The organism is Amycolatopsis sp. NPDC054798 (assembly GCF_053611505.1).
Genome location: NZ_JBSHAM010000016.1, coordinates 37821 through 56995 on the forward strand (window position 1 = coordinate 37821; position 19175 = coordinate 56995).

1 protein-coding gene is annotated in these 19175 nt (G+C 70.5%); it reads left to right on the forward strand.

The genetic code is table 11. The features are described from left to right. The first annotated feature begins 323 nt into the window (after positions 1-323). Positions 324-19172: a type I polyketide synthase gene (locus ACWGIC_RS13165; protein ID WP_452076134.1), complete on the forward strand. Its 18849-nt coding sequence runs from the start codon at positions 324-326 to the stop codon at positions 19170-19172. Positions 19173-19175: the final 3 nt, after the last annotated feature.

Here is a 19175-nt window from a genome sequence, read left to right on the forward strand (position 1 = left end):
AGACGATTGTGCGGACGAGCGCGGAGCCGGATCGGCCGCCTTTACGGGCGACAGGGCGGCACGTAAGCTGCGGAAGATCACGCAAGCTGCGGAGACTGACGGAAATCGGCAATCACCTGCACTGGGGCTGGCGAACTTGACGACGAAATATTAGAGTATCCGGTTTCTTGATTCACCGGCCGCGTCGAAGTCTCCGATCGCATTGTTGCGGCCAGATTCGATGCCGCCGAAATCCGGCGACGACTGCCCGGGCGGGACGCCGCGGTCGCCGCTGTTGCTGGGATGTGCCAACGACGTGCGGATGGTGGGGGTCGAGTACTGCCGTGACTGCTCTGTTTCGCGAGGAGAACTCCAGTCCGGATCTGACCGGCGAGGAGATCGCGGTCGTCGGCCTCGCGTGCCGGCTGCCGGGCGCTTCCGGACCGGCCGCGCTGTGGCGATTGCTCGCACATGGCTCGGACGGTATCGTCGAGATTCCGGCCGGCCGATGGGAAACGGACTCCCCGGTTAACGCGGAGTTTCCCGGAAGCGGATTCGGAGATTACCGCCGAGGCGGTTTCCTGGACGCGATCGACCAATTCGATCCGGCCTTTTTCGGCATCTCGCCGGGCGAAGCAGTGGCGATGGATCCCCAGCAGCGGTTGATGCTCGAACTGGCCTGGGAAGCGATCGAAGAAGCCGGTCTCGCCGCCGACAGCCTGCGCGGAAGCCGCACCGGGGTTTTCATCGGCGCGAGTTCCGGGGACTACGAACGGCTGCTGCTGCGCGCCGGGTCGGCCGGGCTGACGCCCCATACTGCCACCGGAATCAACCGCGGCATCATCTCCAACCGCGTTTCCTACGTGCTGGGACTGCACGGCCCCAGCCTCACGGTCGATTCGGCTCAGGCGTCCTCGCTGGTAGCGGTGCACCTCGCGTGCGAGAGCCTGCGCCGGGGCGAGGCTTCGCTGGCGATCGCGGGCGGGGTGAACCTGGCCGTCACGCCGGAAAACACTGCCACGCTGGCGAAACTCGGCGCGTTGTCCCCGTCCGGGCGGTGTTTCGTCTTCGACGCCAGGGCGGACGGCACGGTGCTCGGCGAAGGCGGCGGCGCGGTCGTTCTCAAGCCGCTCTCCCGTGCGCTCGAGGACGGCGACCTCGTGCATTGCGTGATCCGCGGCAGCGCGGTGAACCACGACGGCGGCGGCAACGGCCTGACCGATCCGAATCCCGTTGCGCAGGAAGACAACTTGCGGTCGGCGTACCGGAATGCCGGCGTCGTGCCGTCGGACGTCCAGTACGTGGAATTGCACGGCACCGGCACCAAGGCGGGCGATCCCGTCGAGGCGGCCGCGCTGGGGGCGGTGCTCGGTACCGGGCGGGAAGACCCGTTGCGGGTCGGCTCGATCAAGACCAACATCGGCCACCTCGGCGCCGCCGCGGGAATCGCGGGCCTGCTCAAGGCGGTGCTCGCGATCAAGCACCGGCAAATCCCGCCGAGCCTCAACTACGAGGCTCCGAATCCGGCGATTCCCCTGCCTGAACTGGGTTTGCGGGTCCAGCGGGAGCTGGCGGACTGGCCGCGGGCGGACCGGCCGCTGATCGCGGGAGTGAGCGCGGTCGGCATGGGCGGGGCGAACTGTCACGTCGTGCTCGCCGAGCCGTCGTCGCAACCGGAGGAACCCGAAACGGAAGCCGCGACGGTTCCGGTGCCGTGGGTGGTTTCCGGCCGTTCCGAGGCGGCGTTGCGCGCGCAGGCGGCGAGTTTGGCCGAGCATGTCCGGGAGCATCCGGAACTGGCGACGGCGGACGTGGCGTATTCGCTGGCCACCGGCCGGTCGGCGTTCGAGCAGCGCGCTGTGGTGGTCGGAGCTGATCGCGGCGACCTGGTGGCCGGGCTGGACGCCGTGGCCACCGGCGGTGCGCACCCGGACGTGGTTCGCGGTGCGGCCGAGGCCAGCGGCCGGACCGTGCTGGTGTTCTCCGGGGCCGGTGGGCAGTGGAAGGGAATGGGCGCGGGTCTGTGGGACTCGTCGCCGGTGTTCGCGGAGTCGGTCGAGGCGTGCGCGCAGGCGTTCGAGCCGTACCTGGACTGGTCGTTGATCGATGTGGTGCGCGGGCGTCGAGGCGCCCCGCCGTTGTCGCGGGTCGACGTGGTGCAGCCCGCGCTGTTCACGGTGATGGTGTCGCTCGCGGCGGTCTGGCGCTCGCTGGGCGTGGTGCCGGCCGCGGTGATCGGGCATTCCCAAGGAGAGATCGCTGCGGCGCACGTCGCCGGGGCCTTGACGCTGCAGGACGCGGCGCGGCTGATCGCCTCGCGCAGCCAGTTGATCGCGGCGAAGCTGGCCGGGCACGGCGCGATGCTGTCGGTGTCCGCGCCGGTGGCCGAGGTCGAGACATTGCTGGCGGAAGCCGGTGACGGACTGGCGGTCGCCGCGGTGAACGGGCCTCGCACGGTCACTGTCGCGGGCAGCCCGGAGGCCGTCGACCGGCTGGCGGACACGCTGGCCGAGGCCGGGGTGCGGGCGGCTCGCATCCAGGCGGACTTCGCCTCGCACTCGCCGCAGATCGAGTCGATCCGCGCGGAACTGCGGGAAGCGGTCGGCGGGATCGTGCCGCGGAGTTCGCCGATCCGGTTCTGTTCGACCGTGACCGGCGGGTTCCTGGACACCGCTGAACTGGACGCCGGCTACTGGTTCCGGAATCTCCGCCAGACCGTGCACTTCGACCAGGCCGTGCGGACCTTGCTGGACGAGGGCTTCGACGTCTTCGTCGAACCGGGTCCGCACCCGATGCTGTCGGTCCCGGTCCAGGACATCGCCGACGACCACGGCGCGCAGGTCGCCGCGGTGCACACCCTCCGCCTCGGCGAGGGCGACCACCAGCGGTTGCTGGCCTCGGCCGCGGAGGCACACGTTCGCGGCGTTCGGATCGACTGGACCGCCGCCTTGCCCGCCGCCTGCCGGGTCGCCCTGCCGACGTATGCCTTTCAGCGCGCGCGGTACTGGCCGGAAGTGCCTGCCGAATCGGGTCAGCGTCCGCTCGACGACGAGTTCTGGAACGCGGTCGACCGTGGTGAGCTGGCTTCGGTGCTGGACGTGGACGGCGCGACGACACTGAACGACGCGTTGCCCGCGCTGGCGTCCTGGCGCAGCCGGAAGACGCAGACGTCCACAGTGGACTCTTGGCGGCATCGCGTCGGCTGGCGGCCGGTCACCGGCCGGGCGGCGGACGCGCTGGCTGGGCAGTGGCTGGTGCTCGTGCCGCAAGGCTTGGCTGACGACCCGCGTGCGGACGGGTGCGTTCGCGCGTTGACCGAGCGCGGCGCGGAAGCCCGGCTGGTCGAGGTCACCGAAGACGACACCGAGGACACCGAGACCCTGGCCGCGCTGCTCGAATCGGCACCGTTCGCCGGGGTGTTGTCCCTGTGGGCGTTGGACGAGCGGCCGCATTCCCGGCACCCGGCGCTCAGCGTGGGGCTGGCCGGGACGCTCGCGCTGATCCGGGTCGGCGCGCCCGCGCGGATCTGGGTGGCGACCGCCGGTGCGGTTTCGGCGGCGGAGTCCGATTCCGTCAGTCCGGTGCAGGCCATGGCGTGGGGGCTCGGCCGGGTCGCCGCACTTGAACACCCCGCTCGCTGGGGCGGGTTGATCGATCTGCCGGAAACCCTCGGCGACCGCGCCCGAGCCCGGCTGGCCGGCGCGCTGGGCGGAATCGAGGGCGAGGACCAGCTCGCGCTGCGTTCGACCGGGTTGTTCGGCCGCCGTCTCGAACCCGCCCCGCTCGGCGAAGACAGCCGCGAGACCTGGGTGCCGCGGGGAACCGTCCTGGTCACCGGGGCGACCGGGGAACTCGGGCCGTCGATCGCCAGGTGGCTGGCCCGCCACGGGGCGGAGCATCTGGTGCTGGTCAGCCGCCGGGGCGAGGCGGCGGAGGGCATGGCCGAGCTGCGCGCGGAGCTTGGCGTGCGGGTCACGCTCGCCGCGTGCGACGTGAACGATCGCGACGCCCTGGAGACGCTGCTGTCCGGCCTGGCCGCGGACGGGGACCGGGTGCGAGCCGTGGTCCACGCGGCTGCGGTGCTGCGGCCAGCGGCGTTGGCCGAGAGCAGTCCTGAGGAGTTCGCCGAGAGCGTCGCGGCGAAGGCAGGCGGTGCCGCCAACCTGGACGCTCTGCTGCGGGACCAGGACCTGGACGCGTTCGTGCTGTTCTCGTCGGTCGCCGGAGTGTGGGGCGGAGCGGATCTCGGCGCGTACGCCGCCGCGAACAGCTACCTCGACGCCCTGGCCCGGCAGCGTCGCGACAGTGGGCAGACCGCGACGTCGATCGCCTGGGGCATGCTCGACTCACCGAACCGGCGTGAGTCGGTGCGCCGTCGCGGATTGCCGTTGATGGACCTGGACACCGCGTTCGCCGGGCTGGCGCAGGCGGTTGGGCGTGGCGAGACCGCGGTCGCGATCACTGAGGTCGACTGGGCGCGATTCGTTCCGGCCTTCGTTTCCAGCCGTCCCAGCGCGCTGTTCGACCAGGTGCCGTCCGCCGCGCGCGTCCTGCGAGGCGCGGACGACACCGCGGAATCCGTCGTGAACGGCACCGAGTTCGTCCGGCGGTTGACCACGATGTCGCCGGCCGCGCAGAAGGAGGCGCTGCTCGACCTCGTGCGGTCCCGCGCCGCTGCTGTGCTCGGACGGGAAAACGCCGAGGCGATCAAACCGAATCTGACCTTCCGCGAGATCGGTTTCGATTCGCTCACCGCCGTCGAACTGCGCAACCAGCTGGTGACCGCTCTCGGGCGGCGGCTGCCCACCACCTTGCAATTCGACCATCCGACCCCGGCCGCGGTCACCGCGTTCTTGCGTGCGGAGCTGTTCGGTGCCGAGGCTGCGCCGACCGGACCGGCGGTGGTGCGCGCGGCACCGGACGAACCGATCGCCGTCGTGTCGATGGCCTGCCGTTTCCCCGCTGGCATCGATACCCCGGAAGCCTTCTGGGAACTGCTCGACGGAGGACGCGACGCGGTGTCGGCGTTCCCTGCCGACCGTGGCTGGCAGACACCGAGTTCCGGCAACGGATTCGCTCGCGAGGGCGGGTTCCTGTCCGGTGCGGGGGAGTTCGATCCCGCGTTCTTCGGGATTTCGCCGCGCGAGGCGCAGGGGATGGATCCGCAGCAGCGGTTGCTGCTAGAGACGTCGTGGGAGGTCTTCGAACGGGCGGGCATCGACCCGGAGTCGTTGCGGGGTAGCGCGACCGGAGTGTTCGCGGGCCTGATGTATCACGACTACGGCGCACGGCTCGGCTCGGTTCCCGAGGGCGTAGCGGCTTATCTGGGCAACGGCAGCGCCGGGAGCGTCGCGTCGGGCCGGGTTTCGTACGTGTTCGGTTTCGAGGGGCCAGCGGTCACCGTGGACACGGCGTGTTCGTCGTCGTTGGTGGCCTTGCATCTGGCGGCGCAGTCGCTGCGATCCGGCGAATGCACGCTCGCGCTGGCCGGCGGGGCGACTGTGTTGTCGAATCCCACGGTTTTCGAGGAGTTCGCGCGCAACGGCGGGCTGGCGTCGGACGGGCGGTGCAAGTCGTTCTCGGCGGCCGCGGACGGGGCCGGGTTCTCCGAGGGCGTGGGAATCCTTTTGCTGGAGCGGCTTTCCGACGCCCAGCGCAACGGACACGAAGTGCTGGCTGTGCTTCGCGGCAGCGCGGTGAACCAGGACGGCGCGTCGAACGGTTTGACGGCACCGAACGGTCCTTCGCAGCAGCGGGTGATCCGGTCGGCGCTGGCGAATGCCGGACTGGAACCGTCCGATGTGGACGCTGTCGAGGCGCACGGGACGGGTACCCGGCTCGGTGATCCGATCGAGGCGCAGGCGATTCTGGCGACCTACGGGCAGGGCCGGGAACGGCCGTTGTGGCTGGGGTCGGTGAAGTCGAACATCGGGCACAGCCAGGCCGCGGCGGGGGTCGCCGGGGTGATGAAGATGGTGCTGGCGATGCGGCACGGGATGCTGCCGAAGAGCCTGCACATCGATGCGCCTTCGTCGCAGGTGGACTGGTCCGCCGGTGCGGTGGAGTTGTTGTCCGAGGCCAGGGAATGGCCGGACGACCGGCCGCGCCGGGCCGGGGTTTCTTCGTTCGGGATCAGCGGGACCAACGCACACGTGATCGTCGAGCAGGCTCCGGAAGCGCCGACGGTCGAAAAAGAGCCGAGCCGCACGCTGGACGTGGTGCCGTGGGTGCTTTCGGCCAAGACTCCCGAAGCGTTGCGGGCACAAGCCAGCCGACTTGCCTCCGCTGCCGGACACTCGGCGGTGGATGTGGCGTACTCGCTGGCGTCCGGGCGGGCCGCGCTGGAACACCGCGCCGTCGTGACCGGCGAGAGCACCGCGGAGCTGCTGGCCGGACTGGACTCTGTGGCTGCCGGGACGCCCGTCGAAGGCAAGACCGCGTTCGTGTTCGCCGGTCAGGGCTCGCAACGTCCGGGGATGGGCCGGGAGCTGCACGAGCGGTTCCCGGTGTTCGCCGAGGCGTTCGACGCGGTGTGCGAGCGGTTCGATCCTTCGTCGGCACGGGCGTTGCGAGACGTCGTGTTCGCCGCCGAGGGCTCGCCGGACGCGGAATTGGTGCATCAGACGGAATGGACCCAGATCGGGTTGTTCGCGATCGAGGTCGCGCTGGCCCGGCTGCTGGAGTCGTGGGGGATCACCCCCGATTTCGTGGGCGGGCATTCGGTCGGCGAACTGGCGGCGGCGCATCTCGCCGGGGTGCTCGACCTGGACGACGCGGTCGCGCTGGTCGCCGCGCGCGGCCGGTTGATGCAGGCCCTCCCGCCGGGCGGGGCCATGGTGGCGATCCAGGCCGACGAGGCCGAGGTGGCGCCGATGCTGTCCGGCCCGGACGCGCGCGCGAGCATCGCGGCGGTCAACGCGCCCGGTTCGGTGGTGGTTTCCGGCGATGAGGACCGGGTGCTGGAGATCGCCGGAGACTGGGAAACGCGAGGACGGCGGGTCAAACGCCTGCGGGTGAGCCATGCGTTCCACTCGCACCGGATGGACGGGATGCTCGCCGAGTTCCGCCGGGTAGCCGAGAGCGTCGAGTACCACGAACCGCGCGTTCCGGTCGTGTCCAATGTGTCCGGTGAGTTGATCGCCGAGTTCTCCGCCGAGTACTGGGTGCGGCACGTCCGCGAGACCGTGCGGTTCGGCGACGGGGTCCGCGAGCTGGCGGCACAAGGGGTCGCGCGCTTCGTTGAGATCGGCCCCGGCAGTGTGCTGACCGCGATGATCGGGGATTCCCTCGATTCCGACGCAGCGCTGATTCCGGTGCTGCGCAAGGACCGCGGCGAAACAGCGGCGTTGACCGAGGCCGTCGGCCAGTTGTTCGTGTCCGGGTCCACAGTGGACTGGGAGGCGTTCTTCGCGGGCACCGGCGCGCGCCGGGTTTCGCTGCCGACGTATGCGTTCCAGCGGCAGCGGTACTGGCTCTTGCCGAATACCGCCGGAGACGCGCGCGGCATGGGGCTTGCTCCGGCCGGGCATCCGTTGCTGGGCGCGGCGCTGGCGTTGCCGGATTCGGACGGGGTGGTGCTGACCGGCCGGTTGTCGGTGGAGACCCATCCGTGGCTGGCCGGGCACGAGGTGCTGGGGTCGGCGGTGTTCCCGGCGGCCGGTTTCGTGGAGCTGGCGGTGCGGGCCGCTGACCAGGTCGGATGCGCGACGCTGGACGAGCTGACCGTGCAGGCGCCGCTGGTGCTGCCTTCGCGCGGCGGGGTCCAGGTTCAGGTCAAGGTGGGCGAACCCGCTTCGACCGGAGCCCGGCCGTTGGCGGTGTACGCCCGGCCGGACGACGGTGAGCAACCGTGGACCCAGCAGGTCACCGGCTTCGTTTCGCCGGGTGGTGCCGCGCCGGAGTTCGAGCTGACCGAATGGCCGCCGCGAGGTGCGTCCGCTGTGCCGGTCGAGGACTTTTACCGCCAGCAGGCTGAGCTGGGCTTGGCTTTCGGGCCGATGTTCCAGGGTTTGACCGCAGCGTGGCGGCAGGACGACGTGGTGTTCGCCGAAGTCGCGTTGCCGGACGAGACCGAAGCCGGTGCGTTCACGGTGCATCCGGCGCTGCTGGACGCGGCTTTGCACCTCGCCGCTGGGGCTGACCGGCCGCAGTTGGCGGCTTCCTGGGCGGGCGTGACCGTGTACGCCTCGGGGGCGTCGGCCTTGCGGGTGAAGCTTTCTCCTCTCGGTCCGGACGCGGTCTCCGTCGAACTCGCCGATGCGGCGGGCGCGCCGGTCGCCTCGATCGAATCTCTGACGCTGCGTCCGGCGGACGGGCAGCTGGGCCGCCCGGCCGGGTTCGTGGAGTCGTTGTTCGGGGTGGAGTGGGCCGAGGTGCCGACGGGTGCCGCGGCCGAGACCGGTCATTGGGCGGTGCTGGGGGAACTCGGCATCGACGCGGACCGGTATCCGGATCTGGCGGCGCTCGTCGACAGCGGTGCGACGCCGGACGTGGTGTTCATTGAGTGCCGTCCGGCCGCCGACTTCTTGGCTCTGGCGCAGACGTGGCTGGGCACGGCACGGTTCGCGGATTCGCGGCTGGTGGTGGTGACGCGCGGTGCAGTGGCCGTGGAGCCGGAGGAGGGTGTCCGGGACCTCGCGGCGGGCGCGGCCTGGGGACTGGTGCGGTCGGCGCAGTCGGAGAATCCGGGCCGGTTCGTGTTGCTTGACCTCGACGACAGCCCGGCTTCGCTGGAGCGTTTGCCTGAAGCGCTGAGCGTGGGCGAACCGCAGCTCGCGGTGCGTGAAGGTGTGCTGCGGGCACCGAGGTTGGCGCGGGTACCGGCTGGTGAGGGTTCGGCTGTCGAGCTGGCTCCCGAGGGAACGGTGCTGATCACCGGCGGCACGGGTGCGCTCGGCGGTCTGGTGGCCCGGCATTTGGTTACCGCGCATGGGGTCCGGCACCTCGTGCTGGCCAGCCGCCGGGGCGCGGACGCGCCGGGAGCGGCGGAGTTGACGGCAGAGCTGGCCGCCCTCGGGGCGGAAGCGACTGCGGTGGCTTGCGACGCGGCGGATCGGGACGCGTTGGCCCGGGTGCTGGGCGCGATTCCGGCCGAGCACCCCTTGACCGGTGTCGTTCACGCCGCCGGTGCGCTGGACAACGGTCTCCTCGAATCGTTGACCCCGGAGCGGCTGGCCGCGGTCATGCGGCCGAAGGCCGACGTGGCGCTGAACCTGCACGAACTGACCCGCGAACACGACCTGCGCGCGTTTGTCCTGTTCTCCTCGATCGCGGGCCTGATCGGCGGGCCCGGACAGGGCAACTACGCCGCCGCGAACGCGTTCCTGGACGCTCTCGCGCAGCAGCGTCGCGCACAGGGACTGCCGGCGGTGTCGCTGGCGTGGGGCGTGTGGGAGCACTCCGGCGGCATGGTGGACCTGCTGGGCAAAACCGACCTCGCCCGGCTCGCCCGGGACGGGATCCGGCCGCTGTCGGACGAGGAAGGCCTCGCGCTGTTCGACGTGGCGCTCAGCAGCGGTCGCGCGCTTCTCGCGCCGGTGCCGGTCGATCTCAGCGGCCAGGAGACTGTCGCCTCGATCTTCCGCGGCCTGGTCCGGCGGACGGTCCGGCGTTCCGCGGCCGGACGTCGTACTGAGTCGTCGCTTGAACAGCGGCTGGCGGGCCAGTCCCGGGGAGAACAGGATCGGCTGCTGCTCGGGCTGGTGCGGGAGGAAACGGCGCGGGTTCTCGGGCACGGTTCGGCCGAGTCGGTCGAGGTGGGCAAGACCTTCCGGGAGCTGGGCGCTGATTCGCTGACCGCGGTCGAATTGCGCAATCGGTTGAACGCGGTGACCGGAGTCCGGCTGAGCACCACGGTCGTGTTCGACCATCCGACCCCGCGAGCGCTCGCCGAGCACCTGCGCGCGGAACTGGTCGGAGCCGAAGCGGAGACGCCCGTGGTCGCCTCGGCCGGTGCGGTCACTGACGATCCGATCGCGATCGTGGCGATGGGGTGCCGCTATCCGGGCGGTGTGAGTTCGCCGGAGCAGTTCTGGGACCTGGTTTCCAGCGGGGCCGACGTGATCTCGGGCTTCCCCGGAAACCGGGGCTGGGATGTCGAGACGCTGTACGACCCGGACCCGGAGCACCGCGGCACCAGCTACACGCGCGAAGGTGGATTCCTCTACGAGGCAACGGACTTCGACGCGCGGTTCTTCGGGATTTCTCCCCGGGAAGCGCTGGCGATGGATCCGCAGCAGCGGTTGGTGCTGGAGACGTCGTGGGAGGTGTTCGAGCGGGCGGGCATCGACCCGGAATCGTTGCGCCGCAGCGCGACCGGGGTGTTCGTCGGGGCGGGCTCTTCCGGGTACGGAAGCTTCGACCGGGCTGACGACGAGGCCGAGGGGCACCGGCTGACCGGGAACGCCGCGAGCGTGCTGTCGGGGCGGGTGTCGTATGTGTTCGGCTTTGAAGGCCCTGCGGTGACGGTGGATACCGCGTGTTCGTCGTCGTTGGTGGCGTTGCATCTCGCGGTGCAGTCGTTGCGGTCTGGGGAGTGTTCGCTGGCGTTGGCCGGTGGCGTGACGGTCATGTCGACTCCGGAGACGTTCGTGGAGTTTTCCCGGCAGCGCGGGTTGTCCGCGGACGGCCGGTGCAAGCCGTTCGCGGAGGCTGCGGACGGCACTGGCTGGGGCGAGGGTGTCGGGCTGCTTTTGGTGGAGCGGTTGTCGGACGCTCGGCGGAATGGGCATTCCGTGCTGGCGGTGGTGCGTGGGTCGGCGGTGAACCAGGATGGCGCGTCGAATGGGTTGACGGCTCCGAATGGCCCTTCGCAGCAGCGGGTGATTCGTTCTGCGTTGGCCAGCGCTGGATTGAAACCGTCTGATGTGGACGCGGTGGAGGCGCACGGAACCGGGACCACTTTGGGCGATCCGATTGAGGCGCAGGCGTTGCTGGCGACTTACGGGCAGGACCGGGAGCAGCCGTTGTGGCTGGGGTCGGTGAAGTCCAATATCGGGCATACCCAAGCGGCTGCGGGTGTCGCCGGTGTGATGAAGATGGTGCTGGCGATGCGGCACGGTTTGTTGCCGAAGAGCTTGCATGTTGACGAGCCGTCGTCGCATGTGGACTGGTCGGCTGGTGCGGTGGAGTTGCTGACGGAGTCCAGGGAATGGCCGGACGACCGGCCGCGCCGGGCCGGGGTCTCTTCGTTCGGGATCAGCGGGACCAACGCGCACGTGATTGTCGAGCAGGTTCCGGACGAGTCTGTCGCAGAGCCTGGCCGTGAGTTGGCCGTGGTGCCGTGGGTGCTGTCGGGCAAGAGTGACGCGGCGGTGCGGGAGCAGGCTCGTCGGCTGGCGGCTGGGCTGCCGGGCGGGGCGAGTCTGACTGACGTGGCGTTTTCGTTGGCGACGGCTCGTGCTGCGTTGGATCGCCGGGTTGCCGTGGTGGGTCGTGACCGGGACGAGTTGCTTCGGGGTCTGGACGCGGTGGCTGCGGGTGACCGGCCGTCGGAGGTGGCTGCGGAGGCTGGGGATGTTGTTTTCGTCTTCCCTGGTCAGGGTTCGCAGTGGGTCGGGATGGCTCTGGGGTTGCTGGAGTCGAGTCCGGTGTTCGCGGAGCGGCTGAGTGAGTGCGCGGCGGCTCTGGAGTCCTTTGTGGACTGGTCGTTGCTCGACGTCCTTAGGGACGGATCCTCGTTGGAGCGGCTGGATGTAGTACAGCCGGTCCTGTGGGCAGTGATGGTCTCGTTGGCTGAGGTGTGGCGGGCGCACGGGGTGCGTCCGGCTGCGGTGGTCGGGCACAGTCAGGGTGAGATCGCGGCTGCGGTGGTGGCTGGTGGTTTGTCTTTGCAGGATGGCGCGCGGGTCGTGGCGTTGCGGAGCAAGGCGTTGACGGTGCTGTCCGGCAAGGGCGGGATGGTGTCGGTCGCTGAGCCGGTCAAGAAGGTGCGGGCGCGGCTTGGTCACCGGCTCTCGGTGGCGGCGGTGAACGGTCCGGGCTCCGTGGTGGTGTCGGGCGATCCGGACGCACTGGACGAGTTGATCGCGGAGTGCGAACGGGATGGTGTGCGGGCCAAGAAGGTCCCGGTGGACTACGCCTCGCATTCGGCGCACGTCGAGCAGATCCATGAAGAACTCCGCGAGGTGCTGGCTCCGGTGTCTCCGGTGTCCGGTGAGGTGCCGTTCTACTCGGCGGTGTCGGGCGAACTGTTCGATACCGCCGGGATGGACGCGGAGTACTGGTACCGGAACCTGCGCAACACCGTGGAGTTCGAGAAAGCCACCCGCAAGCTGCTGGCTGATGGCTACCGGGTGTTCGTGGAGGTCAGCCCGCATCCGGTGCTGGTTCCCGGATTGCAGGAGACGATCGACGGCACGGCCGCGGCGGCGGTAGGCACGCTGCGCCGGGACGAGGGCGGCCTGGACCGGTTCACCGCCTCCCTTGGCGAGGTTTTCGCGCACGGCGGCACCGTCGACTGGGATGTCTTCTTCGCCGGGACCGGGGCCCGCAAAGCCGACTTGCCCACCTATCCCTTCCAGCGGCAGCGCTACTGGCCGGAACCGGTCGAGCCCGCGACGGCCGAGCCGGTGGACGCCGAGTTCTGGGAGGCCGTCGAACGCGCGGATCTTGACGCGGTAGCTGCGACACTGGCGGTCGAGGGCGACGAGGTGCAGTCGCTGGAGGCGGTGCTGCCGGTGCTGTCGTCCTGGCGGCAGCGGCGGCAACAGGAGTCCACAGTGGACCGGTGGCGCTACCGGGTGTCATGGAAGCGCCTTCCGGACATCTCCGCGGCCACGCGAGGCACGTGGCTGGTCGTCGTCCCGGCCGAGCACGACGAATGGGCCAGCGCATTGGTGGACGGAATCTCGGGCCGTCGCGTAGTGGTCGACAATCCGGAGACGGTGGCCGACCAGCTGGCCGAGGCGCTGGCGGACGGACCGGTGGCCGGAGTGTTGTCGTTGCTCACGCTGGACGATCGGCCGCTGGCGGAGTTCGACGCGGTGCCGCGCGGGCTGGCCGCAACGGTGAACGTGCTTCGCGCATTGACCACAGTAGACAGTTCTGCGCCACTGTGGACAGTGACGCGGGGTGCGGTGTCGGTCGATCGCTTCGACCAGCAGGCCAGCTCGGCGCAGGCGATGGCCTGGGGCCTGGGCCGGGTCGCGGCGCTGGAGCATCCGGATCGCTGGGGCGGGCTGATCGACCTGCCGGAAACGCTGGACGAGCGTGCGCTCGCCCGGCTGGCGGCGGTGCTCGGCGGCACCGAGGACCAGGTGGCGGTGCGCGCGTCCGGCGTGTTCGGACGCCGGTTGGTGCGCGCCGGAGCCGCCCGGAACAGCGGGTGGCGGGCACCGTCGACGGTGCTGGTGACCGGCGGAACCGGCGCTCTGGGCGCACGGGTGGCGCGGTGGCTTGCCGGACGGGGCGCGGAGCATCTGGTGCTCACCAGCCGTCGCGGTCCTGCGGCACCAGGGGCCGCCGAGCTCGAAGCGGAACTCGCCGCGCTCGGCGTCCGGGTGACGATCGCGGCCTGTGACGTGGCGGACCGCGAGGCGGCGGCCGACCTGCTCGGCCGGATCCCGGTCGACGGGATCGTGCACGCCGCGGGGGTGCTTGACGACGGCGTGGTCACCTCGCTGACCCCGGAGCGGATGAACGCGGTCCTGCGCGCGAAGGCGACCGCGGCGGTCAACCTGCACGAACTCACCCGAGACCGTGATCTGCGCATGTTCGTGCTTTTCTCCGCGACGTCGGCGGTGGTCGGCACGCCTGGGCTCGGCAACTACGCGCCGGGCAACGCGTTCCTGGACGCGCTGGCGGAGCACCGGCGGGCGAACGGGCTGGTCGCGACGTCGATCGCCTGGGGTCCGTGGGCGGACGGCGGCATGGCGGACGGTTCGGTCGGGGAAGTGTTCCGACGCCACGGCGTTCCCGAGATGGCGCCGGACCTCGCGCTCGCCGCTCTCGATCAGGCGTTGAGTGACGACGAGACGAACCTTGTCGTCGCGGACATCGAATGGGACCGGTTCCACGTCGCGTTCACCGCGACCCGGCCGAGCCCGCTGCTGGCCGACCTGCCGGACCTCCGGCGAGCGGACCGTGCTGAGGCTGCCTCGGAGGACTCAGGGACGGACGAAACGTCCTTCGCGCAACGGCTCGCCCGCGTGCCGGAAGCCGACCGAGACCGGTTCCTGCTCGACGCGGTCCGCACTCAGGCGGCGATCGTGCTCGGGCACTCCGGTCCGGAGGAGGTCGAGCCGCGCCAGGCGCTGCGGGACCTCGGCTTCGACTCGGTGACCGCGGTCGAACTCCGCAACCGGTTGAACACCGTCACCGGGCTGCGGTTGCCCGCGACGCTGGTTTTCGACTACCCGACGCCGGTCGCGGTAGCCGGGTACCTGCGCACTGAATTGCTCGGCGACGATTCGCCCGCCGCCGTGCCGGCCGCAGCGGCGGCCAGGTCCGAAGAGCCGCTGGCGATCGTCGGAATGGCCTGCCGTTTCCCCGGCGGCGTGCGGTCGCCGGAAGACCTCTGGCGGGTGCTCGCCGACGGCATCGACACGATCTCCGGGTTCCCCGCGGACCGAGGCTGGGACCTCGACGCCCTCTACGACCCGGATCCGGACGGGGACGGCACCAGCTACACCCGGGAAGGCGGGTTCCTGTCCGGCGCGGCCGAGTTCGACGCGACCTTCTTCGGGATTTCGCCCCGGGAAGCGCTGGCGATGGACCCGCAGCAGCGGTTGCTGCTGGAAACCTCCTGGGAGGCGTTCGAACGGGCCGGGATCGCTCCGGAGACTCTGCGCGATGCAGGGGTTTTCGCCGGGACCAGCGGCCAGGATTACATGAACCTGATGGCGATGGGCTCCGGGGAATCGGCGGGGCACGTGGGCACCGGCAACTCGCCGAGTGTGCTGTCCGGACGGCTTTCCTACCTCTTTGGGTTCGAGGGGCCCGCGGTCAGCGTGGACACCGCCTGCTCGTCGTCGCTGGTGGCGTTGCACCTCGCGGCGCAGTCGCTGCGGTCCGGGGAGTGCTCGCTGGCGCTGGCCGCCGGCGTGATGGTGATGTCGACCCCGGGGATTTTCACCGAATTCTCTCGCCAGCGGGGTGTGGCTCCGGACGGCCGGTGCAAGCCGTTCGCGGCGGCCGCTGACGGGGCCGGTTTCTCCGAGGGCATCGGGGTTTTGCTGGTGGAGCGGCTGTCGGATGCGCAGCGCAACGGGCATGAAGTGCTCGCGGTGGTGCGCGGCAGCGCGGTGAACCAGGACGGCGCGTCGAACGGTTTGACGGCGCCGAACGGCCCGTCACAGCAGCGGGTGATCCGGCAGGCGCTGGCGAACGCCGGGCTCAAACCGTCCGATGTGGACGTGGTGGAAGCGCACGGCACCGGGACGAAGCTGGGCGACCCGATCGAGGCGCAGGCGTTGCTGGCGACTTACGGGCAAGACCGGGACGAGCCGTTGTGGCTCGGGTCGATCAAATCGAATCTCGGCCACACGCAGGCCGCGGCGGGCGTGGCTGGGGTGATGAAGATGGTGCTGGCGATGCGGCACGGTTTGCTGCCGAAGAGTCTGCACATCGACGAGCCTTCGGCGCAGGTGGACTGGTCGGCCGGCGCGGTCGAGCTGTTGTCCGAGGCCAGGCAGTGGCCGGAGGCGGGACGGCCGCGGCGTGCGGGGGTGTCGTCGTTCGGGATCAGCGGAACGAACGCGCACGTGATCCTCGAACAAGCTCCGGAGCAGCCGGTCGACACTCCGGTCGCGACACCTGTTTTCGCCGCGAACCCGCCGTGGGTGTTGTCGGCGAAGAACGACGCTGCCCTTCGCGCGCAGGCTCGGCTGCTTAGTTCTCTTGTGGACAGTCAGCCGGAGCTGGCGCTTTCCGACGCGGCAGCGACTCTGGCGGCCCGCACGCGGTTTGCCGAGCGGGCCGTGGTCGTGGCTGCCGATCGCGGCGAACTCGCCGAAGGGTTGGCCGCGCTCGCCGACGGCGGCGATTCGCCGGGTCTGGTCCGGGGCCGGGAACGGGACGCGGGCAAGTGCGTCTTCGTGTTCCCGGGCCAGGGTTCGCAGTGGGCTGGGATGGCGCTCGATCTGATGGACGCCTCCCCGGCGTTCGCCGAGCGGATCGCGGAATGTTCGGCGGCTTTGTCGGAGTACGTCGACTGGTCGCTGATCGACGTGTTGCGGGGAGCGCCGGACGCGCCGCCGATGGACCGGGTCGACGTCGTCCAGCCCGCGTTGTTCGCCGTGATGGTGTCGCTGGCCGGGTTGTGGCGTGCGTGCGGGGTCGAACCGGACGCGGTCATCGGGCACAGCCAGGGAGAGATCGCGGCGGCCTGCGTTGCCGGGGCGCTGTCCCTTTCGGACGCGGCCAAGGTCGTGGCGTTGCGCAGCAAGGCATTGCGCGAGCTGAGCGGCCGGGGCGCGATGATGTCGGTGGCACTGCCGCTGGACGAACTGCTGCCGAGGCTGGCGAAGTGGGACGACCGGATTTCCGTCGCGGCGATCAACGGGCCGGGCTCGCTGGTGGTGTCCGGCGAACCGGGTGCGGTGGAGGAACTGCGCGCGGAACTGTCCGGAGAGGACATCCGAGCCAGGATGATTCCGGTGGACTACGCCTCGCATTCCGCGCACGTGGACGAAATCCGCGCGGAGCTGGCCGAGCTGCTCGGTTCGATCACCCCGCTTCCGGCGACGGTGCCGTTCCTGTCCACAGTGACCGGTGGCTGGCTGGGCACCACCGCGCTCGACGCGGACTACTGGTTCCGCAACCTGCGCCAGACCGTGGAACTGGAGAAGGCGACCCGGGTGCTGGCGGACGACGGGTTCCGGGTCTTCGTGGAGACCAGCCCGCATCCGGTGCTGACCCTCGCGCTCCAGGAAACCCTGGCCGCACAGGAAGTTTCCGCGACGGTCGTGGGTTCTTTGCGACGGGATGACGGTGCCGCCCAACGGTTCTTCGCGTCGCTCGCGGAGGCGCACGTCCACGGTATGCCGGTCGACTGGGGCGCGTTGTTCTCGGGCCGCCGGGTAGACCTGCCGACGTATGCGTTCCAGCACGAGCGGTACTGGCCGGAAGTCGCGTCGGTCGCCGCGCCGTCCTTCGCCGACGACCGGTTCTGGGAAAGCGTCGAGGCAGAAGACCCGGCGCAGCTCGGCACCCTGCTGGAGGTGGACGAGACCGCGCTCAAGTCCGTCTTGCCCGCGTTGCGGTCTTGGCGCGAACGAAGCCGTCAAAAGTCCACTGTGGACAGCTGGCGGTACCGGGTGGAATGGCGTCCTGTCGCTGAAACCACGGCGAATCCGCTGTCGGGTAGCTGGCCGGTGCTCGTGCCTTCGGGACACGAGGACAGCGAGCTGGTGACGGCAGTGCTGGGCGCGCTGTCCGCGCACGGGGCCAGGACAACCCCAGTGGTGGTCGACGCGACGGAACTGGACCGGGTAACGCTCGCCGATCGGCTCAGCAGCGTGCTCGACGCGGAGCCGCCTGCGGGTGTGCTGTCGCTGCTCGCGTTCGCCGAAGGACACCATCCGCAGCATCGAGTGGAACTCGGCCTCGCGGCGACCGCGCTCGCGGTCCAAGCGCTCGCCGACGCCGGAGTGAAAGCGCGCCTGTGGTGCGTGACGCACGGCGCGGTGTCCACCAGCGCGACGGAGCCGTTGCCCCATCCGCTGCAGGCGCAGGTCTGGGGTCTGGGCCGGGTGGTCGCACTGGAGTACCCGGACAGCTGGGGTGGATTGATCGATCTGCCCGCCGTGTTCGACCAGCGCGCCCGGGATCAGTTCGCGAACCTGCTCGCTGGCGACCCGGTCGAGGACGAGGTCGCGGTGCGGCTGTCGGGGACGTTCGCGCGCAGGCTGGTACGGGTGCCTGAACGGGAAACCGAGCCCGTGGTGCGCTGGGAGCCGCGCGGAACCGTGCTGATCACCGGAGGCACCGGTGCGCTCGGCTCGCGGGTCGCGCGTTCGCTGGCCCGCGACGGCGCGGAACACCTCGTGCTGACCAGCCGGAGCGGTCCGGACGCCGCCGGTGCGGCCGAGTTGTGCGCTGAACTGGAAGGACTGGGTGCCCGGGTGACTGTCGCCGCGTGCGACGTGGCCGACCGGGCGGCGCTCGCGGCCCTGTTGGACGAGCATTCTGACGTCCGTGCCGTCGTGCACACCGCCGGTGCGGTCGCGATGGCTCCGCTGGCCGAGACCAGTCTCGCCGAGTTCGCCGAGGTGCTGGCCGCCAAGGTCGACGGCGCGATCAACCTCGACGCGCTCCTCGGCGAACGGGAGCTGGACGCGTTCGTGCTGTTCTCCTCCAACGCGGGTGTGTGGGGCAGCGGCGGCCAAGGCGCCTACGCGGCCGCCAACGCGTTCCTGGACGCGCTCGCCCAAGCGCGGCGCGACCGCGGTCAGGTGGCGACGTCGATCGCGTGGGGTGCGTGGGGCGAAACCGGCATGGCGGCGGAACGCTCGGCCGAGGAGCAGTTGCGCCGACGCGGTGTCCTCCCGATGTCTCCAGACCTCGCGCTCGACGCGTTGCGGCAGGCCGTGGCCCGGGACGAGACGTTCCTGGCGGTCGCCGATGTCGATTGGGAACGCTTCGTGCCGCGCTTCACCTCGGCCCGGCGTCGGCCGCTGCTGGACGAACTGCCGGACGCGCAGCGAATCCTCGCCGCCGCCGAGCCGTCCGGGCCTGACACCGACGGCGCCGGTTCGCTCGCGAGCCAGCTGGCGACGATGGCTCCGGGCGAGCAGGAAGAACTGCTGCTGGACCTGGTGCGCTCGACGGTGGCGGCCGTCCTCGGACATCGCGGGCAGGACTCGGTCGATCCCGAGCTGGCGTTCAAGGACCAGGGATTCGACTCGCTCACCGCGGTCGATTTGCGCAACCGGTTGAGTGCGGCCACCGGCCTCGCGCTTCCGGTGACCGTCGTGTTCGACCAGCCGACCCCGAACGCGCTCGCCCGGCTGCTCCGTGCCGAGCTGGCCGGCGACCCGGAGCAGGCAGTCGAGGCGGAGCTGGACCGGCTGGCGGACGCCGTCGCCGCGCTGGCGAGCAATGCCGGCCAACGCGAAACCGCACGGGCGCGCCTGACCGCGTTGCTGCGCACGCTGGACGACGGCACGCAGACCCGCGAGCTTTCCGCCGCCGAACTCCTGGAATCCGCCTCGGACGAGGAGGTTTTCGATTTCGTCGACAACGAGCTCAGCTGACCA